Genomic DNA, 22,422 nt, shown 5'->3' on the forward strand with positions numbered 1-22,422 from the left:
AATTACCCGCAAGTCAAAAAAATCACCAAAAAGAAACGGTATTGTTCATTTCGCAGGCACAAAAACCAGATTTCATCGATATTAAACGCGGTTAGCCGCTATATCGCATGTGCGAACCTACATTGGTGTGCATTGGTTTAATTCGGTTGCATTCTGGTTGAGAGAAAGGCATCCTTTCTCCCGATTGGGGATTGGCAATTTCCCCAAATCGGAATTGCAGGCGCGCGTGACTGATATTGAGACGTGGACGGATCAGAGCCTGCATGCGTTCGCGGCGATGGCACGCGCACAGATCGATGATGCTGCACGCTTGTGGCTTCGCGCGGCGTCGATTGCCGAGGGCGCCCAATCTCCGGTGTCATCGCTCGCAGCAAGCCGTTCGAACGCCGGCGTCGCGCATCTCATTCTCGACAACGCACGCGATGCCCGTCACGCCTTTCGCAAAGGGGAGGAAGGTTGGCGGCTGGTGATCGCAGACATCGCGACGCTCGACATCCCAATGACGGGCGCAACCTCGTTTCACTTCCGGCTCGCAACGAAGGTCCCGCACGCGCTGATCGAAGCGCGCCGCGAGCGATATCGTCAGCTCGCGGAAGCCGCGCTTGCCATCACCCGCTTCAATCTTCTCTTTGTCGATGACGGCGATCCGGCGTCCGAAATCGTGGCGCTCCAGGCGCGCGACCTGACAGCGATGCTCAGGGACATACTGGGGCCAGGCTCACCCGAAGTTCGCCTGCTGGCGACGCCTGCTGAGCAAGCAGCGGACGCATCTGTCTTTGCGAGCTACGCGGCGAAAGCCGCGGATTTCGCGCATCGCCAGCAAACGCTTTCGGAGGCTCTTTCCGAGGACTGTGCGGCTTTGGAAACCGCCGTCGCGCTCACCGCACTGCTCGGGCCCCAGACATTTTCTGCAGTCAGTCGTCTGCGGAAAAACGAAAAGGCCCGCTCCGAAATTGGAATGCCACATTAGCTTGAGCTGAAATCATGTCTGACACTTACGACTTCGAAGCGCCTCCCTGGATCGACGACGTCACGCGCCATCCGCTCGTCACACCGCGGGTGAAAGAGATCGCCACACGCCTGTTCGCCCGCTTCGCGTCGGGGGAATATCCGTTCGGAACGCGAATTCCGGCCGAGCGGGACTTGGCCGACGCGTTTGGTGACAGCCGGGCGACGATACGCCAAGCGCTAGAGTTCTTGGCCACGTACGGGATCGTCGCCCGCCGTCCGGGAAGCGGCACGTTCGTTTCATATCAACGAAAGCGCTCGTCTCACGACAGCAGGGATGAACGCACCTCGTCGTTTCCCGGTGTAGACCAACTCGTCGAGACCGCGTCGCCGTTCGCGATGAATATAGCGAGTTCCATCCTGGCGCCTGAGATGACGCGCCTCGCGACCATTTACATGTCGGCGCGAGACGTCGCCGATCTTCAAAATCAGCTCATCCAACTCGAAGCGATCGTCACAGAATCCGACAAGTTTGCGATGTTGGAAGAGGAATTCATGATGGCCATCGCCCGCGGCACGCATAACTCGCTGATCGTCGCGATGTACGCAATTCTGCACGAGGTGCGGCGCCATCCGCAATGGGCGTCAGCCCGTCAGCAGGCACTGACGCCGGCGAAAATCAAGAGCATCCAGCTGATGTTCAGGTCGCTCTACGATGCCATCGAGAGGCGAAACGTCGAGACTGCCGTCGAGATCATCCGGCTCTACTTTGCCAACGCCCACGAAGACATGATCTACGAGTCTTGAGCCGTCAAACGATCGAGTGTTTCGGCGGAAGCGGCGAGGTGTTCGCGCTGATCCCACATCAGGTTCATTGACCGCATGTGCTTGACGAGGATCGATCGGTGTTTAGACCACCAGTCCGCGATCGATCCGAACTCCTGAATCCGCGCCTTGCCGTCGACGATCGCGACGACGGGCCATTCTCCGACGAGCGCATTATCGATCCCGAACAGATCTTTTCCCCACCATCTCGCTTCGCCGAAAGCGTGCGGACCGATGCCGCCGACCTTCATCGCAGCGAGAACGGAGAACGGCTCGAACGTGCGCGCGCGCTGCACGGCTGATTTCCAAAGTTCCAGCGTCGAAGCGTATTCCCACGACACCGCGCTCCATGTACCCGGAAAGCGACGGCAGAACTCCTCGTAGAATTTGCCGGGATCTTCGAAGTTCGTATGGCCGTCGTTGAGGCGAGGATCGTCGAAGTCTGGAAACTGGAAGATGAAGCCTTCCATGAATTCGACGCTCGTGCGCCGGATAAGCTCCGGATAGTTGTCGCACGTGCAGGACAAAAGGCGGCCGCGAAAGCCGCGTTTGAACGCTTCGATCGTAAGCGAATGGACAAAGGGCTCGTACGCCGTATCCCAACAGAGGATGTCCGGCTTCTTCGCCATCAGCTCGTCGACGATCGGCCCAAAATCGCTCGTCTCCGGCTCGAATACGCGTTCGGCGACAAGCTCGATGCCGGCCGCTTCGAATGCCGCTCTGTAGGTCGCGATGGACGGCAGACCGAGAAGATCGCGCTGCGCACACAACGCCGCCGTCTTGAGTTCAGGATGTTTCCGCCTCAGCCACTCGACGCCGGTCACATTGTAGATTGGATGGACTTCGCTCGGTGCAATGAGCGTCGGCACGTCCGGCGAGAGATCGCTCGGCAGAAGCGTCGCGACGAGCATGCGATGCTGGCTGATGAGCCGCCGGACTTCAGCCGTCAGGTCGTCGCCGCCGATCATGAGGATAAGCTTCACGCCATCCTCCACGATCAGCTTCCGTGCGCCTTGAAGCGCCCGGTCGGGCTGATAGTTGGTGTCGAACTGGATGAGCTCGAGCATGTATTTTCGGCTGCCGACCTTCAGGCCCCCGGCAGCGTTGATCCGCTCGACCCAAATGAGACTGCCGTTGAATCCCGGCAATGCCCACGCTTTGAGTGGTCCTGTCAGCGGAGCGAGGATGCCGATCTTCAGAACCGTTTGTGAACCGAGTCCGAAGTCTCTCATGGCAACCGCCAGAGCCGATGCGACGGCGCTCCTGGGTCTAACGGCCATGGCCTGGCTTTACCCGGCTTGAAAACTGTCGAAACACTGGATCAACTTCTTGGCGGCTTGCCGGAGCCGTGCGCTGTCGCATCGGCTTTCACGGAATTTCACGAACGAACGGTCAGGCTAAGGCCGGAGCTAGAGCTTGTCGATAGGTCCGGATGCCCACCCCCCGGACAGCATCGTGATTGCCGCGAACAAAACGGCGGCCAAAACAGCAGGGAGGGGCGCTCCGCTAGCGTGTCGCCCCGGTGGTGGCGATTGCCGAAGTCTCGACCGGAGGTGACGACGGCTGATGCTCCGCTGCGACTTCCAGCTGACCGCCACGAACTTTCGTCAGGAAAGCATCGAGACTTGGGCCCCAGATGTCCCAGCCCTGGCGATCGTCGGCAATGGAATGGCCATCGTTGCCGTAGGCGGGAAGGATATGCTCTTCCGCATTGCCGCCCGCACCATTCCAGGCCTGTGACAGTTCTTGTGCAAGGGCCGGACCGAAATAGCTATCGTTCTCGGAATAAAACCAGATGCTCGGCTCGCGCGCCGTGCCGCCGTACTTGTGCGCCGCCGCGACCAAGTCCGGCTTGCCGCAAATAGCGTTGGACCGTCCGTACGCGTGACCGCCGCGGCCCCCCGCGAAATTCACGACGGCCTGCACCTGCGGAAGATTGCGTGCAGCGAGCGCCAACGATGCCCATCCGCCGGTCGAGATGCCGGCAACAATCGTCGCCTTCTGTGCGATGAACGGCTGTTGGGTCATGTAATTGACGGTCGCGGCGATATCGTCGGCTGCGATGTTACCGGACGCGTAATGGTTCGGTTGTTGGCAGGTGCCGACGGATTCCGAGAGGGCGCCGCCGGTGGCGCCGTGACCGCGACGCTGCGGAAGTACGACGACGTAACCGCGTTCGACGAACCAACGGGATAGCCAGTAGTAAACCGGCATCGCGACGGCGAGGCGTGTCGCTTCGTCTGTGCCGTGATTGATGACGACGAGCGGATGTTTCTTATTGGGTTCCGGCGCATCGTCGTCGGGGCGGAACACCGTCGCGCGCAGCGAGCGGCCTTCTTCGCCGCTCGGCAAGATCCAAAGCTGCTCGCGCATGCGCGAACCCTCGGGCCCGAAAGCTCCGAATTGCTGCTCAGCCGCGTTCGCTGATCCGCAGAGCGCGAGGGCGAGCATCATTACGGCCATCAAGATGTTTTGCGTATTCACAAGCTGGGCCGATCTGCCCGGCAAGCGGGACAGAAAAGTTCCCCTTACGAAAGTCATCAAAAGTTCCCCGCGCCACCGCGTCTTTGCAGTGGCATTGGAAAGCCCTATAGCGCTCGCGTCAAGAGCACAGGCGACACACCCCGAACTCATGCACCGAAGCCCGTATTTACTGATCATTCTTGATCCGCGCATTCCTGACGCGGCGACGGACGGTCGCACAATCTCCGCATTTCACGCGCGCTGGAAAGCGATTGCGAGCGTGGCCGATCTCACAAAAAGAAAGCGCCGGGACTTGGCCCGGCGCTCGTGATCGCTATTCGTCAGACGCTGAGTTTACCACCAGCACACGCCGATGCAGTAGCCGTACCGCGGATAGGCATGGCGCCGGTAAGCCGGCTGATACGAGTTGTAATAATAGTGCCGGCGATACTGCTGGTGATGGCGATAATAATAACGGTGGCGCCAGTTCCGGTCGCGCCAATGCCGATGCCGCCAGCCGTGATGATGCCCGTATCCATTACCCCAATGGCGATGATGCCAGCGATGGTGCCGGTAACCGCAGTGGCGATACCCGTTACGCCACCAGCAGCGGTAACGCGCCTGTTGAACGGTCGCGGATTGCTCCGCCTTCAACGTCGAAATGTTGGTCGTAAGTACCGCGGCGCGCGCCTGCGGAGCATTAGCCCCAAATGCAATGGCCATCGCGCAGCTCAGCGCGATGAGCGAAAGCAATTTTCTCATATGCTGCTCCCCCCTCCCAATCGTCAAAAAATTGCCACGCGGACCTTTGTGCCCGCTCCGTAGACAGATCGTCCTTGGATACTGCATTTGGGATATGTCCGTACAACCCCAATCCGCCCAAACCGGAGCCGGTTGAAGCCGCTTGTCGTGACGGTGTGGCATGTTCGCGTCACACAGGAGTTCAGTGCGGCGCGGGAAGGGGCGGCTCGGCGCCGGCTGGGGACAACGTATGCCCGGTCGCAATCACCGCGCGGGGAAATGCGAGTGTTTGCATCCGCCGGCGAGTTTCTTGAAAAGTCGGCTGTCGGACAGTCGGCTTTGCATCAGGATGCTGATTGCAGCGAGCGCTCCAACGAGGTGCAGCTGCCTGGCGGCTGCAGTCGCGGACATCCAGATATAGCGATAGCGAACGCGACGGTTGTCGCCGAGGTACCGTCGTTGAGCGAGTTTCGGTATGATCGAAATCGCTCGTCGCGACAGGGATGCCTCGACGCCGGCGAGCTTCCGTTCGACGGCGCCGTAGGCGAACGCGAGGTCGTCTACCACGCTCGGCTTCGGGCATAACGACTGCATGCCGGAATAAGTGGTCGGCAACGCACTGACCCATATCGGCTCGGCGCGACCCGCTCTTCGTTCGCGAGAGCAATACAAGGCCAAGTCCCGCGAGAACGATTGCCTAAGATTTTTTCCGTTCGAGACCTGCCCATCGTGGCGTCGGTACTGCAGGAAAACGTCCGGGATGTTGGCGATCTGATACTTATCGATGAGACGTAGCCAGAGATCGTAATCTTCGGCGTGTTGAAACGCGGCGCGATATCCGCCGCACGCGATGAGCGCGCTACGCCGTATGAGGACGCTCGGATGGCAAACGACACATCTGTTGCCCAGAAGATCACGGCGGACATCGAGCGGAGATGTCGGATACGTCGTTCTGGAGCCGATCACGCGTCCATGCTCGTCGATATATTCCGCTTGGGTGCCGACGGCCGCAACATCGAGGTTCTGCCGTAGAAAGCTCAGCTGAGCGCTTAAGCGGCCCGGAAGCGAGATGTCATCCCCGTCCATGCGCGCGATGAAATCGCTTCGCGATGCTTCGACGCCCCTGTTGAGGGCCGCGACCAATCCCCCGGTTTCCTGCTTCAAGATTGTCGTCGGAACATCGCGAGGAATTCTCGCGAGAATGTCTGCGGTGTCGTCCGTCGACCCATTATCGATAATGATCAGGCGGTTGATGTGTCGCAGGTCTGACAGAACGCTCGCGACCGCCGTCTCGACAAAGCCTGCGCAGTTCTTCACCGGCATTATGACGTCGATATTGGCGCGCATCGCGATTCACTTTTGCGTTTGTTGGTGCAACTAAGGGCGGATACTCGTTGCGAGCAATATGAGAAATGAACGGCGTGGACGATATCAACAGCTAGGCGAGAACACAGGATCTTACGCACAGGCGCGCGGGGCGAACTACTGTGCGGCCTCATCCCGCCCGCCGCTAGCGAACAAGGCCATGTTTCTTACGCAATGAGGCGTTCGGCAGTAACCGCAGCTTCCCGGCTGCAAACGTCACGAATGACCGCACACGAGCGTTGCTTGAAGACGTCGGGCTATAAACGAGCTGTACCGGGATTTCGGTGTCCTCGAAACGGTCCAGGATTGGCAGCAAACGCTTCTCGCGCAACGCGTCCTCTGCCTGATAGGAGAGAACGCGCGTGATGCCGATACCCGCGGTCGCCGCTGCAACGGCTGCGTCGGCAGTATTGACGGACAAGCGGGAACGCACACGCACGGCTTTGCGGCCATTGCGGCGGCTCCTGAAAATCCAGCGCGTACCGCCAGGAAGATTGGCAAACGTTACGCAATCGTGCTGGGCAAGAGCCGAGGGCGCAGAGGGCGTGCCGCAACGCTCCAAGTAGGCCGGGGCCGCGCAGGTGACGAGGCGCAACGAGCCCACGCGCGTCGCAAGAAGCGCGGAGTCCGGCAATTCGCCAATGCGGAGCGCAATGTCAATCCCCTCCTCAAGAAGGTCGACCACGCGATCGACCAGCAACAGGCGTGCATTGATGCGCGGATACTCCGCCAAGAACTGCGCGAGCAGCGGCACCACATACATGCGTCCGAAGAGTACGGGCGCCGTCACCGCGAGGTCGCCCGATAGCTCATCCGCCTGGCCGGCAATGCGTCGCTCCGCCATTGCGACCGTATCGAGAACACTGCGGCAGGTATCCAGGTATTCGCTGCCGGCCGGCGTCAGCACCATCTGCCGCGTCGACCGGTGAAGCAAAGTGCACCCGAGGTGCGCTTCGAGCTGAGAGATCATTCGGCTGAGGTTTGTGAGCGGTTCGCCGAGCGCTCGGGCCGCAGCCGACAGACTGCCGGCTTCCGTCACCGCTACGAACGCAGCCATGGCACGAAGTCGATCCACGACAGTCTTCCGAAAAATGGAAATATCCTTGCTGAACTTACCCACTAGCAGAAATAGCGCGGATGCGGGAGTCTGTGCGGGCCGGGTCAGTAATTTCCGGCGGGAGGATTTTGCGCCATGACCGCGAAACTTTACGACCTCGAGCTTTCGGGCAACTGCTACAAGGTGCGCCTGTTCGCCAGCCTGCTCGGCGTTCCGTTGCAGATTGTGCCAGTCGATTTCCTTGCCGGCGAGCACAAGAAACCACCATTGCTCTCGCTCAATCCGTTGGGCGAGATTCCCATCTTCCAGGATGGCGACGTGGTGCTGCGCGACAGCCAAGCCATTCTCATCTACATCGCGCGCAAGTGGGGCGGAGAGAGCTGGCTGCCGATCGATCCTTCCGGACTCGCGCGTGTTTCTCAGTGGCTGATGACCGCGGAGAACGAAATCGCGCGTGGGCCGAACGATGCGCGACTGCACGATAAGTTCGGCTACGATCTGAACGTCGGCCTCGCTCGCAAGAAGGCGCATCGAGTCTTCGCCCTGTTGGAAGCGCACTTGTCGAAAGAGCAGTGGTTGGCGCTGGGCCGCCCGACCGTAGCCGATATCGCCTGCATGCCGTACGTCGCGCTCGGCCATGAGGGCGGATTGCCGCTCGACGACTTCCCCGCGATCCGCGGCTGGATCGACCGCATGAAGGCAATGCCGGGTTTCATAGGAATGCCGGCCATCTGATTTTTTGAACTTATTTGAATGGGTGTGAGGATGAACAGCCACGCGTCCGATATTGCATTTACGCCGGCAGTGAAGGCCGAGCAGCGACGGCGGGGCTCGCGCGATCAGTTTGAGGCGATGGAGCGAGGTCGCGGCTGGCCGCGCACGGTGACGCCTGATCTCGCTGCGTTTCTCGCAACCGCGCGCTCATTCTACCTCGGAACCGCAAGCGCAGCCGGCCAGCCCTACATCCAGCATCGCGGCGGACCGCCAGGATTTTTGAAAGTCATCGATGACCGCACGCTGGGGTTCGCGGACCTCTCCGGCAACCGCCAATATATTACTGCCGGGAACCTTGCGGAGAATCCACGCGCATTCATCTTCCTGATGGACTACGCACGCCGTCGGAGGGTGAAGATCTGGGGAAGTGCGCGGATCATTGAAAATGATGATGCCTTGCTGGCCCAACTGCGCCCCGCCGAAGGGAATGCGATTGCCGAAAGAATCATTCTGTTCACGATCGAGGCGTGGGACCGCAACTGCCCGCAACACATCCCGCAACTGATCCCGATAGAGGATGCGGAGGCGGTTGTGCGGCAGCTCCGGCAGCGCATCGAAGAACTCGAGAGCGAACTCGCGCGTACCACTGGCAAGCGGCGAGAATAGACATTCGACGTTCTCTGTTGCGGGCCGGTTGAGAAGGATGTCCGTAGCCGTCAATAAAATTGGCAACGGACGTCAAGCAATTGACGCCAGCCGTCAATTTCGCCGAACTAATAGTGGCCTGAAATAAACAGGCCCGCGTCAAATGCAGCGCGAGCCTGCTTTCTGCTATTGCGCTTTTGCGTTCGACTTGACTTCGCCACCATCAGAAACCAGTTTCGGGCCAATGAACGGTTCGACACAGGACATCCATCGGCTCTCACGCGGCGTGCGGCATGCCCGTCCGCGTATCGGCGTGCGGTCCCGCGCGGGTCGGTTCGTGAAAGCGCTTTTGGCCGCGTTGATCTTGTTTGCTGGTGTTCCGATTTCGGCGTCGCACGCGACACCTCACTTCGAAGGTCAGAAATCCCACATCGCAGAGAGCGCGGTAAAATCCGCTGATGTCGGGGCTGAGAACAGCTCCGATGCCGACACCTCACCACTTGGTGGGATAGAGGATCACCCTTGTAGTTGCCCGTGTCTCCTCCAAGCATTGCAGACGCGGTCTGGCCATAAGGCGGCTTATTTTGCCGGCACGCGCGTCAGCTATGCGGCTTACTTCGATACGCTCGGGGCGTCCTGCGAGCCGGATCCCCTTCACAAACCACCCCGGTTTGGCATCAGCGCGTAAGCGCTTCGGCCTGCGCGATCGCGCGGGCAGATCCTCCATCCTCTGAAAAAATTGAAGCTTGGCGTGCGCTCTGAAATCGGCGCGGCGTTCGGCATGGATTGTCACGTTATGAAGCGACTTGGTCTCGTCGCCGGCGGTATTCTCGTCGGCGCGTTCGTCGGTGTGTACTTTCTTCATGAGGGCGGTTTTCCGCTCGGTTTGAAGAATGTCATCGGACCGGAATCACAAGCCCTATCCGCGCATGCGGCGGAAGAGGATCACCACGGGCATGACCACGCGTCAGCGGTTGAGAGTGGTGGTGAGCCAGAGGAGAGCGGGCACGAGAGCGGCCATGAGAAAGGAAGTGAAAGGCTCGCAATCGACGCCGAGCAAATCGCTCAATCGAAGATTTCCGTTCAACCGGCCGAATCCGGCGTCCTGCGCGCGCGACTTCGCGTTCCGGGAACGATCACTCCCGACCGCAACCGTGTGGGCCGCGTGCCGTCCAAGGTCGTCGGCACGGTTGCCGAACTCAGAAAAGGTCTTGGCGATTTCGTGCAAGCCGGCGAGGTCATTGCGATCCTCGACAGCCGCGAGGTCGCCGATGCGAAAAGCGAATACATCGCGGCGAGTGTAAATTTCAGACTGCAGGAGACGCTCTACCAACGCGAAAAAACGCTGTGGGAGAAGCAGGTTTCGTCTGAGCAGCGCGTTCTTCGCGCCGATGCAACCTTTCGGGAAACACAGGTCCGCCGCGACGCCGCAAAGCAAAAGCTTTCCGCGCTGGGCGTCGGCGACGAGTCGATCGCGAAGCTGGCCGACGCTGGCCAGGAGACTGCGGGTCTCGAGCGCTATGAGATCAAAGCACCCATTAGCGGCCGCATCGTCGAGCAGCTCGTTGATATTGGAACGCCGATGGGTGGGGAAGGCCAGGCACACGAACTCTATGCGCTCGCGGACCTCTCGAAGGTCTGGGTGGAATTGACGGTATCGCCTCAGGATCTGCCTTCGATCAGAGAAGGACAGCAGCTCACCATCGAGGGAACGGCCAAGTCGGATGGCACCATCGTCTTCACTAGTCCCGTGCTCAATCAGGATACGCGTTCGGCTCGCGTCATCGCGTCGGTCGACAATCGCGACGGCGCTTGGCGTCCCGGCTCGTTCGTGACCGCCGATATCGCCGTCTCCGAAACGAAAGCCGAGCTGGTAATCCCAAAAACCGCGCTTCAGACGATCGAAGGCAAGACGCGCGTGTTCGTTCGGACACCCGAAGGGTTCGAGGCCCGCGAAATTACGGTCGGCGAGGACGACGGACAGGCGGTCGAGGTGCTGTCCGGGTTGAAATCCGGCGAGCCGATCGCAGTGGCGAACACTTTCTTGCTCAAGGCCGAGCTTGGGAAGTCGGAAGCAGCGCACGACCATTGAATAGGATCATGACATGATCGCTCGACTGCTTTCCTTTTCGGTTCATCAGCGTTGGCTGGTCGTGATGCTGACGCTCGCGGCTGCGGCTTACGGCGTCTATTCGCTTGATAAGCTGCCTATCGACGCCGTTCCCGACATCACAAACAACCAGGTGCAAATCAATACGATCGCGCCGTCGCTCTCACCGGTCGATATCGAGAAGCAGATAACCTTCTCCATCGAGACCGCGCTCGCGGGCATTTCCGGACTTGAATACACGCGGTCGCTGTCGCGAAACGGGTTCTCACAGGTCACTGCCGTATTTTCGGAGAGAACGGATATCTATTTCGCGCGTCAGCAGGTGGGCGAACGCCTGCGAGAAGCCGAAAAGAATTTTCCTGACGGCATAACACCCAAGCTAGGACCCATCTCGACGGGGCTTGGCGAGATCTACATGTGGACCGTGCAATACGCCCCGGCGGGTTCCATACATGTCGACAATGGCAGGCCGGGACCGCAAGGCGCCGGCAGCTATCTCACTCCCGAGGGCCAGCAACTTACGACCGACGTTGAGCGTGCCGCTTATTTGAGGACAGTGCAGGATTGGATCATTCGACCGCAGATGATCACGGTGCCGGGCATTGCAGGCATCGATGTCATTGGGGGCTATGAGAAGCAGTACGTCGTGCAGCCCGATCCCGCGCGCCTTACGGCACTTAAACTGTCGTTCGCCGATATCGCGCAGGCGCTCGAGCAAAACAATGTCAACCGAGGCGCCGGTTACGTCGAGAGAAACGGTGAAGGTTTCGCGGTCCTCAGCACGGGACGCCTGACAACGCCCGAGCAGATTGCGAACGTCGTCATCACGACCCGTGGTGGCGTTGCAATTCGCATCAAGGACGTCGCAACGGCCGGCATCGGTCGCGAGATCAGGACCGGCAGCGCCAGCGAAAATGGCCAGGAAGTGGTGGTCGGAACCGCGCTCATGCTGATCGGCGGTAACAGCCGCACGGTCGCAGCCGCTGTAGACGCCAGGATGCAAGACATTCGTAAAAACCTTCCTCCTGGCGTCGAGGTGCAAACCGTACTCAATCGCACGCTGTTGGTCGACGCTACGGTCGCGACGGTGAGTAAGAATCTCGCCGAAGGCGCGCTCCTCGTCATCGTCGTCCTTTTCTTGATGCTCGGGAATTTCCGCGCCGCCCTGATCACCGCCTTGGTCATCCCGCTGGCGATGCTCATGACAATAACGGGGATGGTGCAAACTAAGATCAGCGCCAATCTGATGAGCCTTGGAGCGCTCGATTTCGGTCTGATCGTCGATGGGGCGGTCATTATCGCCGAGAATACGCTGCGCAGAATAGCTGAGCATCAGCGCGACCTCGGGCGCAAACTCGCGCTCGAAGAGCGCCTGCAAGCGGTCATTCGCTCCGCCGAGGAAATGATCAAGCCATCCGTTTACGGGCAGGCGATCATAATCCTCGTCTATGTGCCGTTACTCACCTTCACCGGCATCGAAGGCAAGATGTTCGAGCCTATGGCTCTGACGGTCATCATCGCGCTTGTCGCAGCGTTTGCACTTTCGATGACCTTCGTTCCGGCGGCAATCGCAATCGCGTTATCGAAACGCGTCGAGGAAAAGGAAAACATTTTCGTTCGCATCCTCAAACGCATTTACGAGCCTTTGCTGCGCAGAGCTATGGCGAAACCTCTCTTCTTTGTCGTGGGTGCATTGGGATTGCTGGTGTTCGCTGGTTCGCTGTTCGCGAAGCTGGGACAGGAATTCATCCCGACCCTCGACGAAAGAAACTTGGCGATGCACGCGATTCGTATCCCGAGTACATCGCTTTCGCAGTCTCAACAGATGCAACTCGAGCTGGAGAAAGTCGTCAGCACGCTCGCCGAGGTCTCATTCGTTTACTCAAAGACGGGCACGGCGGAAGTTGCGTCCGACCCCATGCCGCCGAACGTTTCCGATACCTTCATCATCCTGAAACCGGCGAAGGAGTGGCCGGATCCGGCGCTCGGCAAAGATGCGCTCGTGACAAAAATCCATGCCGCAATCGAAAAGCAGCCCGGGAACAACCTCGTATTCTCGCAACCCATCCAGATGCGGTTTAACGAGCTCTTGGCCGGCGCGCGAGGCGACCTGGCCGTAAAGGTCTTCGGCGAAGAGTTCGAGCCGATGCTCAGAACCGCCAATCAGGTTGCGTCCATCTTGCGAAACACCGCCGGCGCGACGGATATCAGCGTCGAGCAGGTGTCCGGCCTTCCGTTCCTCGCAATCACGATCAATCAGGATGAAATCGCACGGCTCGGCCTGAGTGTCATGGCCGTGCAAGACGTAATTGGCGCTGCAATCGGCGGTCGCGAAGCCGGTGTCGTCTTCGAAGGTGACCGCCGGTATCCGATAATCGTCCGCTTGCCTGACGGCATGCGCGAGGATCTGGAGGAGCTGAAGCATTTGCCGGTGGCGCTGCCGCCCGACAGCTCTGGCAAGACATCCTCCGTACTTCTCGAACAGGTGGCGAGCTTCGCCTTCACGGAAGGTCCCAATCAGATCAGTCGTGAGAACGGCAAAAGGCGCGTCGTCGTGACGGCCAACATTCGCGGCCGCGATATCGCTTCAGTCGTAGCGGACGCACAAGGGAAGGTTGCGAACGAAATTAAACTTCCGCCGGGATACTATATTTCCTGGGGAGGTCAGTTCGAGAACCTTGCCGCGGCACAGGAGCGAATGATGCTCGTCGTGCCGGCGTGCTTCTTCTTGATCTTCTTGCTCTTGTATTCGGCGCTCGGATCACCGCGAGATGCGCTGTTGGTGTTTTCCGCCGTGCCGCTTGCCCTGACTGGCGGCATCATAGCCTTGTGGTTGCGAGACATGCCGTTCTCGGTGTCGGCGGCTGTTGGCTTTATCGCGCTTTCCGGTGTCGCGGTCCTCAACGGGCTCGTGATGATGACGAGCATAAATCAGCTCGTCGAGCAGGGGGTTGAACGCCAAAAGGCGATTTACGATGGCGCGGTGACCCGGCTCCGGCCCGTCGTCATGACGGCGCTCGTAGCTTCCCTCGGTTTTGTGCCCATGGCGCTTTCCACGGGCACCGGTGCGGAAGTTCAAAAACCACTCGCAACCGTGGTGATCGGCGGGCTCGCGAGCGCGACCATCCTCACGTTGCTCATTCTACCAGCGCTTTGCGCCAGGTTTGGAAATACATCGACAGCGAAGGATGAACGCGACACCCGGGCGCAAGCCTTGGCGGCTTCTTCGGGAGCGGCATCCACATGAGATGCAAAAAGCATAATTCATTGCGGGCGAGATCTGGGGGAGGGCTGATCAGATACATCTCGGCGTTCGTGCTGGCTTTGATTTTGCCTGCAGCGGTCATCGCAGCGCCGCTTCGTTATTGCGCGGGACAGAACGGCCATCGAGCCATCGAAATTGCGCACGCCAAAGTGCTCACCCATGCCGAGCCGGATGCGAAACACAGTATCGAGCCGGAAGATGCTCGGCACACGCCTCATGTCAGCGGTTCGGACTGTCAAGATAAGCTGCTGCTCCCGCTGGTCGCCAAATCAAAACCGCGTTGCGTACCCCGGCCAAGCGTAGAACCAGTTCTCGGACGAGATTTCCATATCGATCTAAGGGCCAGCGCTGAGTGGCTGGCACACCTCACATCGCGGCTCGCGGTAGTCCATCTGAGGATGCCCGATCCACGCCTGGATACCCTCAGGACTGTGGTGTTGCTGAATTAGACGTCAGCACGAGGAGCGGCAAACGGCTCGTCGCGCACGAAGCTTCGCGATCTTCCGTCTGAAATCCGCCGCTCACCGAATTTCGCTCGGCGATCGAATTGCGCCCTCACGCGCCCGACGCCGATTGCACGAACCATCTCAAAACGAGGACATCGTCAGATGTATACGACGAAGCTAATTCCGTCCGCCGGTCTCCTGACAGGAGCCGCCACAGCCGTCTTTATCTCAATCGGGAGTGCCTTTTCGTTTGCCGCGGAGAGTGCCGTAACGAGCGATACGACACTTTCGTATGGCGGACTTGTCGTCGCCGACGCGCACCCTTATCGGCATTGTCACAATCTATTTACGCGAACGTACTGCCACAAGGCAGATCGCCTTCCACAGAATTGGCCACCGAACACCGACACACCCCACCGTTCGGGATCCGACGCCGATACTCGGAAAGACTGTACGACCGGCACAAGAGGCTGCGGCTCCAACTCTCAATACGGGAAGGGATAGGCGGAGGCTGGCCGCTGAGGTGCCTGCGGCGCCTCAGCGTTGCGTCGCGAAACCCATCCTACCGCAAGGCCGGTTCCTGACATGAGCAAAGCACAAATTTCAGCGGCTCGCTGTAACGCACGACGATCCGCATTCGAACAAAAGGAACGAACATTGTTCGAGGAAAACATCGATGAAAGGTGGAACGCGCGCCTCGATGACGCGAGGAAGTTGGTCGCGGCGCAAATTGTGGAGTCGGTCAAGACCAAGTGGGGAACGGCCGTCGCGCTCGAGGCAGCAACGGGGATTTGCCAGACGGAAATTTCTCGCATTCGTCACGGAAAGTTCGATCGGTTCTCGCTTGAGCGATTGGTTCGTCTGCTTTGGATCGTCGATCCCGATGTGGAGGTGGAACTGGAGCTGAAGGTCGTACCCAAAGGGGATGGTTGATACTGCGGACGAACTCGTCAACCTCCGCGTGCGCATTCCCCGCTCTCCTTTGCAGTCCGCGAGTTTCATCGCGTTTGGTTCGCGCCGACTGCGGATCAATGCCTCACAAAGGAGGCGTGCGACGTCTCGAGCCCGGCATGGAGGAAGCCCGGCGGCGCGGCATACGCTCTCTGTTCTTCCCTGTAGAGATCACCGCCGCGCGTCTCAGAAAGCTTGCGGCAATGTTGGATGCGCGCGAGATTGAGACCAGCATCGGCACGATGCTGCCGCCCGCGGAGGCCAGAGCGGCCCACGAGATGCTCGACGGGATGCGCTCACGTCCGCGCCGCAAAATCGTTTTGCGGCACGACGCGTGATTGCGTGCAACGGCTCCAGACGCTTCACACAAGGTGATACATGCGCCCATTCTTTCTCACGCTCTTCCTTGGCCTGCTCACAACCTCTGCCGCCGCTGAGAGCCTGTCCTATCCGTCGAATTTCACGACCCAGGAACTTACGACCAATGGGACCACAATCCATGTCCGGACCGGCGGTGCCGGCCCCGCCGTGCTGCTCGTGCACGGTTACGGCGAGACCGGGGACATGTGGGTGCCGATGGCAACCGATCTCGCGCGCGATCACACGGTTGTCGTTCCCGACCTGCGCGGTCTCGGACTGTCATCGAAGCCGGCCGGAGGCTTCGATAAGAAGACGCAAGCCGGGGACCTCGCCGGCGTGCTCGACCAGCTTCACATCGAGCGGGCCGAGGTCGTCGCACACGACATTGGCAACATGGTCGCCTACGCGTTCGCTGCCCAGTATCCAGCCCGCGTGGCGAAGCTCGTCGTCATCGACGCGCCGCTGCCCGGTGTCGGTCCATGGGAGGAGGTTCTCAAGAATCCCTTGCTTTGGCACTTTCGTTTTGGCGGACCAGACATGGAGCGGCTGGTTGCGGGACGGGAGCGAATCTATCTCGATCGCTTCTGGAACGAGTTCTCGGCGACGCCGGCGCGCTTTACCGAAGCCGCGCGTGAGCATTATGCAAAGCTCTACGCGTTGCCCGGGGCCATGCATTCTGGCTTCGCCCAGTTTGCGGCCTTCGACCAGGACGCCATCGACAACAAAGCGTTCCTAGCAAAAGGCAAGCTCGAGATGCCGGTTCTCGCTGTCGGAGGCGAGAAATCGTTCGGGCCGATGATGGCGACCGTGATGCGCTTTGCGGCCGTCGACGTTCGCGAGGCCGTCGTGCCGAACTCCGGTCATTGGATCATGGAGGAAAATCCGCAAGCAACCATTCGCATCGTCCGCGAATTCCTCCAATGACAGCTGTCGCCTAACGCCCCGGTGCTTCGTTAGGACGATATCAATCTGCGAAGAACTGCAAGAAGGCCGCGAGCGTCGCCTGAGGCGCCTCCTCGGGAATGAAGTGTCCGCAATCGAGAGCTTCGCCCTGGAGGAGACCGCGAGTCTTCTCCCGCCAGCATGCGAGTACGTCGAATTGGCGCCCCACTGTTCCGCGGCTTCCCCACAACACGAGCATGGGCGCCGCGATCCGATGCGACGCGACGTCGTCTGAGCGGTCGTGCTCCAGGTCGATGGTCGCCGCCGCGCGATAGTCCTCGCACGCAGCATGAACAGCGCCCGGAGCGGTGAACGCCGCTACGTAGGCTGCCATAGCCTCATCCGTAATCGCCCCGTCTTGCTTGCACCAGCTGCTCAAGGTTCGTCGCAGGTAGAATTCGGCTTCCGCGCCGATGAGGCGTTCGGGGAGATCAAAGGGCTGAATGAGAAAAAACCAATGGTAGTAGGCTTCGGCGAAGTCCCGGTTCGAATTCGCGTACATGGTTGCCGTTGGAGCAATGTCGAGGACAGCAAGCCGAAGGACGCGCTCGGGATGATCGAGCGCGAGGCGGTGTGCGACGCGGCCGCCCCGGTCGTGCCCGGCAAGGTAGAAGCGCTCGAAGCCAAGCGCGGACATCGCGCGCACCTGGTCTATGGCCATCGCGCGCTTCGAATAATTGAGATGGTTTGGTCCCTCCACTGGCCTGCTCGAGGCGCCATAGCCTCTGAGATCAGTGGCAACGACGGTGAAACGCTCTGCCAGAGGTTCGGCGATCTTGTGCCAGCAAACGTGCGTTTGCGGATAACCGTGCAGCAATAGAAGCGGTGGTCCCGAGCCCTTGTAGCGCGTTAATATTCTAACGTCGTCGCCGACGTCGATCAGTTCTGATTTGAACCCGTCAAACATGGCCGCTCGATAATATTTCGGATGGCACAGCAACATTAGTCCACGAGCCGCGCATGACCCAGCCCTATTTGCCGAAAGCCCGTCTATTGCGACGCGCGAAGGCAGCGCTGATCAACCGCCGCACTCGAATCCGCGCGCAGTCGAGCTCTTGCCCGGTCATCCGATGATTGAGAGCATCGTGCCAGCTCGGCATCGATATCGAGAAACACGACAAGCCACGATGAGCCACGAGCGTACGATTGCGGCTTGTCCGACCGGCAACCCAACGCGAGGGCTGCGGGTCGTTGAGTGTAATCCGCCACGACTCGTGATGCGCCCTTGGCGTCCCCGGTCAATATTTCTGCCGGGCTTCCTGTCCGAACGACGACAAGGGCGCCGATCCTTCGGGCAACACGATCTCGCCGCGCGCCCGACGCTCTTTCAAATAGGTGAAGCTCTGCATCGTCTGAGCAAAGAGGTGTTCACCTGCCTTCAGAGAAGCGCGCATTGGCTTGTCACCGGTCGCGTAACGCTGCAACGGAGCGACAACCGTGTCATAGTCGGCCGCGAAAAATAACGGAAACGAATAGCGCTCTTCCGACACTTTCCGAACGCGATGCGAGGTTGCGGTGAACTCGCCATTCGTCCAGATCTCCATCATATCGCCGACATTGACGACGTAGGCGCCGGGAAGGGGAGGAGCATCGATCCATTCGCCGGCGCCGTTCATGACTTCAAGTCCGGGGCTCGTCGATCTCAACAGCGTAAAGCACTCGTAATCGGTATGAGCTCCGATTCCGGGGCGATCTTCCGCGCTCGTGTCAAAAGGATAATGGATGAGCCGCAACTGGCTTGGCGGCTTGGTCACGTATTGATCGAAGAACGTCGGTTCTTCGCCGATTGCCATCGAGAAGCCCCGCAATAGGATGCGGCCCAAAGCGAAGACCGCCCTGTAGTAGTCATCGACCGCATTGGCGAAGCCCGGCAGCTCTGGCCATTGATTGGGTCCTAGAAGCGGATTGCCTGAAGCAAAATCCGGATCGTCGGCCGGCAAATCCATCGAGAGATCGTAAGCCTCTTTCTTGTCTTTTGTTCCAGAGGCGAACACCTCTTCGCCCTCCGGAACGTAGCCGCGATGACAACGGGAGTTGCCGATATAGACCTTCATTTTCTCGTCGTGCGGCAACGCAAAGAAGCGCTTGGTCGCATCGAGAACACCGTCAAAAAGCGACTCATCGATGCCGCCGCCCGTGATGTAGACGAAGCCGACTTCGCGAGCCGCCTTTCCAAGCTCTTCAGCGACCGCCTTCTGCTCGGCAAACGTACCGATGCGGAGCTTCGTGATATCGACGATGGGGATACTCGAGAAGTTTTCCGATGTGCTCATCTCTTGCCTCGTAAATCCGTTGAATAGGAAACCTGATCGCTGCCCCTAAAGCTTGTTGTCGGCGGCAAGCTGCATGAACGTATCGTCGAGCCGGAGCTTTACGTTCGAGGCGTCGCCGAGCGTCTTCCCTGGAAGCGCGATGCCAATCGCATCCTTGGACTTGGCGCCATTGCCCATGAGCTGATGATCGAAACTGAAGCTGCGGATGAGATCCATCGCAGTCACCATGTCCGGCGAGCGGATCGACTTCGCGCCAATCGCGGGATCGTAATAGAACGCCGTCGTCTCGATCTGCGAATTGATGCTCTCGACAGTCGTCCCAGAGAGGTCGGCCATGAACTTCCGTGCGGCCTTGCTCTCCTCGTCATTGCCATTGATGACGGCGAGCGTCTCGAACCAAGCCCCCGTCAGCGCCTTGCCGAATTCGGGATGGTCGTTCAGCACCTTCGTGTTGACGAGCAGCGCGTCGACCAGCTCACCGGGCATTTCGGTCGACTGATAGACGATGCTGACATTCGGCTGTTTCTTCAGCTCGATGAAAGCCGGGTTCCATGCGACGACCGCATCGACGTCTGATGTCTGAAAGGCCGCAACGAAGTCCGCATCCGAAACATTTTGCAGCTTCGCGTCGTCGATATTCATGTGATGCGCCGCGAACGCGCGGGCCAACATGTAATGCGAGATGGAGAATTGGACTAAATTGATCTTTTTGCCCTTGAGATCGGCAAATGTCTTGTTCGCGCCCTTCAGGACTATCCCGTCATTCCCGTTCGAATAGTCGCCGAGGATCGGAATGGTCGTATCGACGCCTCCGGCTGCGGGTATGGTCAGCGCGTCCATCGTTGTCGCGGCGACGGCATCGGCCTTGCCGCCGGTGAACTGATTGATCGATTCGATGTAGTCGTTGACCTGCACCAGCTCGATATTGATGCCGTATTTCTTCGCCCACTTTTGAAGAATGCCGGCATGTTGCGCATAGGGCCAGGGAAGGTATCCGGTATAAATAGACCACGCGACCTTGAAGGTGGGCTCTGCGCGCGCCGGATGAACTGCACCCGCAAAAATAATTACAGACGCGCAGAATACGAGACGAAGGATCGAACGCATCGTCATAAGGCTCTCCCGGTCATTGATCGAAAAAAGGGAATCGCTCCTTCGTCGTGTTCCTGCCCTGATGAATTTTGTTGTTGAGCGTCGACTTCGAGGTCGACGATCTTCCAGTTTCGCACTGTCGCTCTGCCGGCCGCAGTGATGTCCGCAACCGCAATACTTTCGCCATCGACCGAAAATGATGGTGCGAGATCCGCTTTGACGCGGAAAGGCAGGCTGGATCGATCGATCAGCCACGAGCCGCCACGCACGCGGCCCAATGAGATTTCGCAATCCAGCAGCGTCCGCGCTTCTTCAGGCGAGCGGTCCCTCACGAGATCGACAAGCGAACCTCCGCGGGGAAGCGCCACCGCTCGGTTTCGCGCGTACATGAATACATCGCCGACCTGGACCAGAAATCCTTCGATGCCGTTCAGGTCTTGCATTCGCGCAGCGAAGTGCGGACGAGTGCGTGGGGAAGTTTGATGCCAGTGCTCGATGTAGGGAATGTCGCGGCCGCGCTCGACGAGAACGCCGTCGGAGAAATTCAGGTAGCCGGCATCTGCGATGTCACTCGCGCACTGATAATCCATCATGCGGCGCCATTCGAAGGCGTCGCCGGCACTCGCAAACCGGCCCGCGAAGCCCTCCTGACGCGCCAGCCATTCGAAATGATCGCGCTGCATGTCATCGAGACAGGCCACGTCATCAAACGATGGCGGATTATGCGGTTGCCGCAGATCGGCGAACAGGCTCGGGCCTTGAAGCCATGCGACGAACGTTGTCGTATCTTTTCGACCGTCCGGCCACGCGATGAGCGAGCGCTCCCACAAGCCGATCGTATCTTTGACTTCAACCATCTGCGCCTCACGAAAGAGAAGGCAGCATGACATCGGTAAGGGATCGTCAGAAGCCGCCGCATATCGATGCGAGTCATAGAAAAAATCTATGGCTCGACGTGCTCCGCGATATATCCCGGAGCCTCCGGCTTCAAATTCGAGTCTGTCATGTCGAGAAGCGCGCGTGCCGGCGCACTAAGCTTGGCGTCGCGCGTTATCAGGAAAACATGATACGTCGGCAAAATAGCCGGATCGAGCATCGGCCAAAGTTCACCAGCTTCGACAGCCTCAGCCGCAACCGCCGTCGGTAGAAAGCCGATCCCGATGCCGATTTGAATAAGACGTTTCACCTCGTAAAGCGTCTCCGCAGACGCGCCTGCGCGTTCGCCGAGCCCATACCGTTGGCGAAAGTCGGTAAGCTCCGCGGGCTCATCCTTTCCCGTCAAAACGAAAATCTCGTCGGCCGCAATTTCGGGTTCCGATATCCCTTTGCCGAATGCCGGATGTCCCCGGCCACAGTAAAGCTGCTGCCATTCACGCATGAGTGGGCGATAGCAAAGCTCCGGACTAGCGACCGCGGCGCAAGCAATCCCGATATCGGCGCTGCCGTCCTTGACCGACAGCACCACGTCGCGCCACGGCGCAATATCGAGACGAATCTCAACGTCAGGATTGATTTGATGGAAGGCGACCATCGCCTGGTCGAATTCGGGAGAGACGAGATCGGAAATTACGCGCACAGTTACAAGCCCCTGCAGATTTGCCGAGGTCCTCGCAACTTCGCCGGGGAGGCCCGATATCAAAACCTCGATTTCCTCGGCGGACTTGAGGAAGGAGCGCGCGGCGGGCGTCAACGCGACACCTCTTGCCGTTCTGACAAAAAGCTTGGCCCCGATGTGATCTTCGAGGCGTTTGAGGCCCGCACTTATGGTCGGCTGCTGCTTGTTGAGCGCGCGTGCAGCCGTGCTGATACCGCCGGACCGCACGATGCCGAGGAACAACTTGACCAGGTTCCAATCGAGATTGCGGGCGAAGAGCTGACCGTTCTTTGATACGCGTAGTCCGTCGGCCATGTAGGACAGCTTATCCTGTGCGTTAGCGCTTCCGAGCAGCTCGGATCAGGTGATTTGTCTCGCGTCTAGGGCGAAGTCTGCCCATTTACCCCGCTCGTTCTTGACATTCATGCAGTGGACGACTTTGTGCGGCCGACTGCTCACATCGTAATCGAGCGGTCACGCAAAGTGACGAGAGCAAACGCTCGAATGAATGCTCCAGCTTTTGGCAATTGGCCGGTCGCGTCAAGCTCATTGCTTGTGCAAAGAACGCCTGAATTTCATGCATGAAGCCAGTGTCGTTCGGTCCGCCGGAAACGCGCAAATCAATTTGGGA

At 59.4% G+C, this 22,422-nt stretch carries 19 protein-coding genes; 9 read left to right on the forward strand and 10 right to left on the reverse strand.

The features are described 5' to 3' along the window. The first annotated feature begins 226 nt into the window (after nucleotides 1-226). A complete protein-coding gene (locus tag AC1DK3_RS05830; RefSeq protein ID WP_477191321.1) occupies nucleotides 227-970 on the forward strand; it encodes a hypothetical protein in 744 nt (247 codons plus the stop codon). Between the two features lie 14 nt (nucleotides 971-984). Next, a complete protein-coding gene (locus AC1DK3_RS05835; RefSeq protein ID WP_477191322.1) occupies nucleotides 985-1,755 on the forward strand; it encodes a FadR/GntR family transcriptional regulator in 771 nt (256 codons plus the stop codon). On the opposite strand, the gene AC1DK3_RS05840 is transcribed toward AC1DK3_RS05835, so the two are convergent. The 5 genes from AC1DK3_RS05840 to AC1DK3_RS05860 form a co-directional block, all read right to left on the reverse strand. Then, the gene (locus AC1DK3_RS05840) at nucleotides 1,743-3,005 is read right to left on the reverse strand and encodes an ABC transporter substrate-binding protein (RefSeq protein WP_477191323.1); all 1,263 of its coding nucleotides are present in this window, start codon (nucleotides 3,003-3,005) and stop codon (nucleotides 1,743-1,745) included. The genes AC1DK3_RS05835 and AC1DK3_RS05840 overlap by 13 nt on opposite strands. Before the next feature lie 274 nt (nucleotides 3,006-3,279). Continuing rightward, nucleotides 3,280-4,314: an alpha/beta hydrolase family protein gene (locus tag AC1DK3_RS05845; RefSeq protein WP_477191324.1), complete on the reverse strand. Its 1,035-nt coding sequence runs from the start codon at nucleotides 4,312-4,314 to the stop codon at nucleotides 3,280-3,282. Between the two features lie 276 nt (nucleotides 4,315-4,590). Next, the gene (locus AC1DK3_RS05850) at nucleotides 4,591-4,998 is read right to left on the reverse strand and encodes a hypothetical protein (RefSeq protein ID WP_477191325.1); all 408 of its coding nucleotides are present in this window, start codon (nucleotides 4,996-4,998) and stop codon (nucleotides 4,591-4,593) included. A gap of 243 nt (nucleotides 4,999-5,241) precedes the next feature. Further along, nucleotides 5,242-6,324 (reverse strand): glycosyltransferase, encoded by a 1,083-nt coding sequence (locus tag AC1DK3_RS05855; RefSeq protein WP_477191326.1) that lies wholly within the window; start codon nucleotides 6,322-6,324, stop codon nucleotides 5,242-5,244. 163 nt (nucleotides 6,325-6,487) lie between these two features. Then, nucleotides 6,488-7,399 (reverse strand): LysR family transcriptional regulator, encoded by a 912-nt coding sequence (locus AC1DK3_RS05860; protein ID WP_477191327.1) that lies wholly within the window; start codon nucleotides 7,397-7,399, stop codon nucleotides 6,488-6,490. 135 nt (nucleotides 7,400-7,534) lie between these two features. On the opposite strand from AC1DK3_RS05860, the gene AC1DK3_RS05865 reads away from it, so the two are divergent. The 7 genes from AC1DK3_RS05865 to AC1DK3_RS05895 all read left to right on the forward strand — a co-directional run bounded on the left by AC1DK3_RS05865 (nucleotide 7,535) and on the right by AC1DK3_RS05895 (nucleotide 16,814). After that, the gene (locus AC1DK3_RS05865) at nucleotides 7,535-8,134 is read left to right on the forward strand and encodes a glutathione S-transferase family protein (RefSeq protein ID WP_477191328.1); all 600 of its coding nucleotides are present in this window, start codon (nucleotides 7,535-7,537) and stop codon (nucleotides 8,132-8,134) included. Between the two features lie 30 nt (nucleotides 8,135-8,164). After that, on the forward strand, nucleotides 8,165-8,779 hold the full coding sequence (locus AC1DK3_RS05870; RefSeq protein ID WP_477191329.1) for a pyridoxamine 5'-phosphate oxidase family protein: 615 nt from the start codon (nucleotides 8,165-8,167) through the stop codon (nucleotides 8,777-8,779). A 730-nt stretch (nucleotides 8,780-9,509) separates the two neighbouring features. Continuing rightward, entirely contained in the window at nucleotides 9,510-10,850 is a 1,341-nt protein-coding gene (locus AC1DK3_RS05875; RefSeq protein WP_477191330.1) for an efflux RND transporter periplasmic adaptor subunit, read from the forward strand. Nucleotides 10,851-10,863: 13 nt separating this feature from the next. Further along, entirely contained in the window at nucleotides 10,864-14,115 is a 3,252-nt protein-coding gene (locus tag AC1DK3_RS05880) for an efflux RND transporter permease subunit (RefSeq protein ID WP_477191331.1), read from the forward strand. A gap of 1,121 nt (nucleotides 14,116-15,236) precedes the next feature. Further along, on the forward strand, nucleotides 15,237-15,512 hold the full coding sequence (locus tag AC1DK3_RS05885; RefSeq protein WP_477191332.1) for an XRE family transcriptional regulator: 276 nt from the start codon (nucleotides 15,237-15,239) through the stop codon (nucleotides 15,510-15,512). Between the two features lie 98 nt (nucleotides 15,513-15,610). Continuing rightward, nucleotides 15,611-15,868, forward strand: a complete 258-nt coding sequence (locus tag AC1DK3_RS05890; protein ID WP_477191333.1) for a hypothetical protein — start codon at nucleotides 15,611-15,613, stop codon at nucleotides 15,866-15,868. Between the two features lie 40 nt (nucleotides 15,869-15,908). Beyond that, complete coding sequence (locus tag AC1DK3_RS05895; RefSeq protein WP_477191334.1) at nucleotides 15,909-16,814, forward strand: alpha/beta fold hydrolase; 906 nt, start codon at nucleotides 15,909-15,911, stop codon at nucleotides 16,812-16,814. 40 nt (nucleotides 16,815-16,854) lie between these two features. Here AC1DK3_RS05895 and AC1DK3_RS05900 read toward each other — a convergent pair whose 3' ends face one another. The 5 genes from AC1DK3_RS05900 to AC1DK3_RS05920 all read right to left on the reverse strand — a co-directional run bounded on the left by AC1DK3_RS05900 (nucleotide 16,855) and on the right by AC1DK3_RS05920 (nucleotide 22,106). Continuing rightward, nucleotides 16,855-17,739, reverse strand: a complete 885-nt coding sequence (locus AC1DK3_RS05900; protein ID WP_477191335.1) for an alpha/beta fold hydrolase — start codon at nucleotides 17,737-17,739, stop codon at nucleotides 16,855-16,857. A 331-nt stretch (nucleotides 17,740-18,070) separates the two neighbouring features. After that, nucleotides 18,071-19,105: an isopenicillin N synthase family dioxygenase gene (locus tag AC1DK3_RS05905; RefSeq protein ID WP_477191336.1), complete on the reverse strand. Its 1,035-nt coding sequence runs from the start codon at nucleotides 19,103-19,105 to the stop codon at nucleotides 18,071-18,073. Between the two features lie 45 nt (nucleotides 19,106-19,150). Next, on the reverse strand, nucleotides 19,151-20,218 hold the full coding sequence (locus AC1DK3_RS05910; protein ID WP_477191337.1) for a putative urea ABC transporter substrate-binding protein: 1,068 nt from the start codon (nucleotides 20,216-20,218) through the stop codon (nucleotides 19,151-19,153). Further along, nucleotides 20,215-21,054, reverse strand: a complete 840-nt coding sequence (locus tag AC1DK3_RS05915; protein ID WP_477191338.1) for a hypothetical protein — start codon at nucleotides 21,052-21,054, stop codon at nucleotides 20,215-20,217. Before AC1DK3_RS05915 ends, AC1DK3_RS05910 begins: the two co-directional genes overlap by 4 nt. Before the next feature lie 86 nt (nucleotides 21,055-21,140). Next, nucleotides 21,141-22,106 carry a LysR family transcriptional regulator gene (locus AC1DK3_RS05920; protein ID WP_477191339.1) on the reverse strand — a complete coding sequence of 322 codons (966 nt, stop codon included), beginning with the start codon at nucleotides 22,104-22,106 and terminating at the stop codon, nucleotides 21,141-21,143. Nucleotides 22,107-22,422 lie beyond the last annotated feature (316 nt).

It is taken from the genome of Hyphomicrobium sp. 01T421 (assembly GCF_056398805.1).

Bases quoted from the DNA above. Each gene is read 5' to 3' on its own strand.
- AC1DK3_RS05880 (WP_477191331.1), top strand. From the start codon at position 10,864: ATGATCGCTCGACTGCTTTCCTTTTCGGTTCATCAGCGTTGGCTGGTC.
- AC1DK3_RS05855 (WP_477191326.1), bottom strand. From the start codon at position 6,324: ATGCGCGCCAATATCGACGTCATAATGCCGGTGAAGAACTGCGCAGGC.
- AC1DK3_RS05840 (WP_477191323.1), bottom strand. From the start codon at position 3,005: ATGAGAGACTTCGGACTCGGTTCACAAACGGTTCTGAAGATCGGCATC.
- AC1DK3_RS05920 (WP_477191339.1), bottom strand. From the start codon at position 22,106: ATGGCCGACGGACTACGCGTATCAAAGAACGGTCAGCTCTTCGCCCGC.
- AC1DK3_RS05845 (WP_477191324.1), bottom strand. From the start codon at position 4,314: ATGACTTTCGTAAGGGGAACTTTTCTGTCCCGCTTGCCGGGCAGATCG.
- AC1DK3_RS05870 (WP_477191329.1), top strand. From the start codon at position 8,165: ATGAACAGCCACGCGTCCGATATTGCATTTACGCCGGCAGTGAAGGCC.
- AC1DK3_RS05865 (WP_477191328.1), top strand. From the start codon at position 7,535: ATGACCGCGAAACTTTACGACCTCGAGCTTTCGGGCAACTGCTACAAG.
- AC1DK3_RS05835 (WP_477191322.1), top strand. From the start codon at position 985: ATGTCTGACACTTACGACTTCGAAGCGCCTCCCTGGATCGACGACGTC.
- AC1DK3_RS05850 (WP_477191325.1), bottom strand. From the start codon at position 4,998: ATGAGAAAATTGCTTTCGCTCATCGCGCTGAGCTGCGCGATGGCCATT.
- AC1DK3_RS05895 (WP_477191334.1), top strand. From the start codon at position 15,909: ATGCGCCCATTCTTTCTCACGCTCTTCCTTGGCCTGCTCACAACCTCT.
- AC1DK3_RS05910 (WP_477191337.1), bottom strand. From the start codon at position 20,218: ATGACGATGCGTTCGATCCTTCGTCTCGTATTCTGCGCGTCTGTAATT.
- AC1DK3_RS05860 (WP_477191327.1), bottom strand. From the start codon at position 7,399: ATGGCTGCGTTCGTAGCGGTGACGGAAGCCGGCAGTCTGTCGGCTGCG.
- AC1DK3_RS05905 (WP_477191336.1), bottom strand. From the start codon at position 19,105: ATGAGCACATCGGAAAACTTCTCGAGTATCCCCATCGTCGATATCACG.
- AC1DK3_RS05915 (WP_477191338.1), bottom strand. From the start codon at position 21,054: ATGGTTGAAGTCAAAGATACGATCGGCTTGTGGGAGCGCTCGCTCATC.
- AC1DK3_RS05890 (WP_477191333.1), top strand. From the start codon at position 15,611: ATGCCTCACAAAGGAGGCGTGCGACGTCTCGAGCCCGGCATGGAGGAA.
- AC1DK3_RS05900 (WP_477191335.1), bottom strand. From the start codon at position 17,739: ATGTTTGACGGGTTCAAATCAGAACTGATCGACGTCGGCGACGACGTT.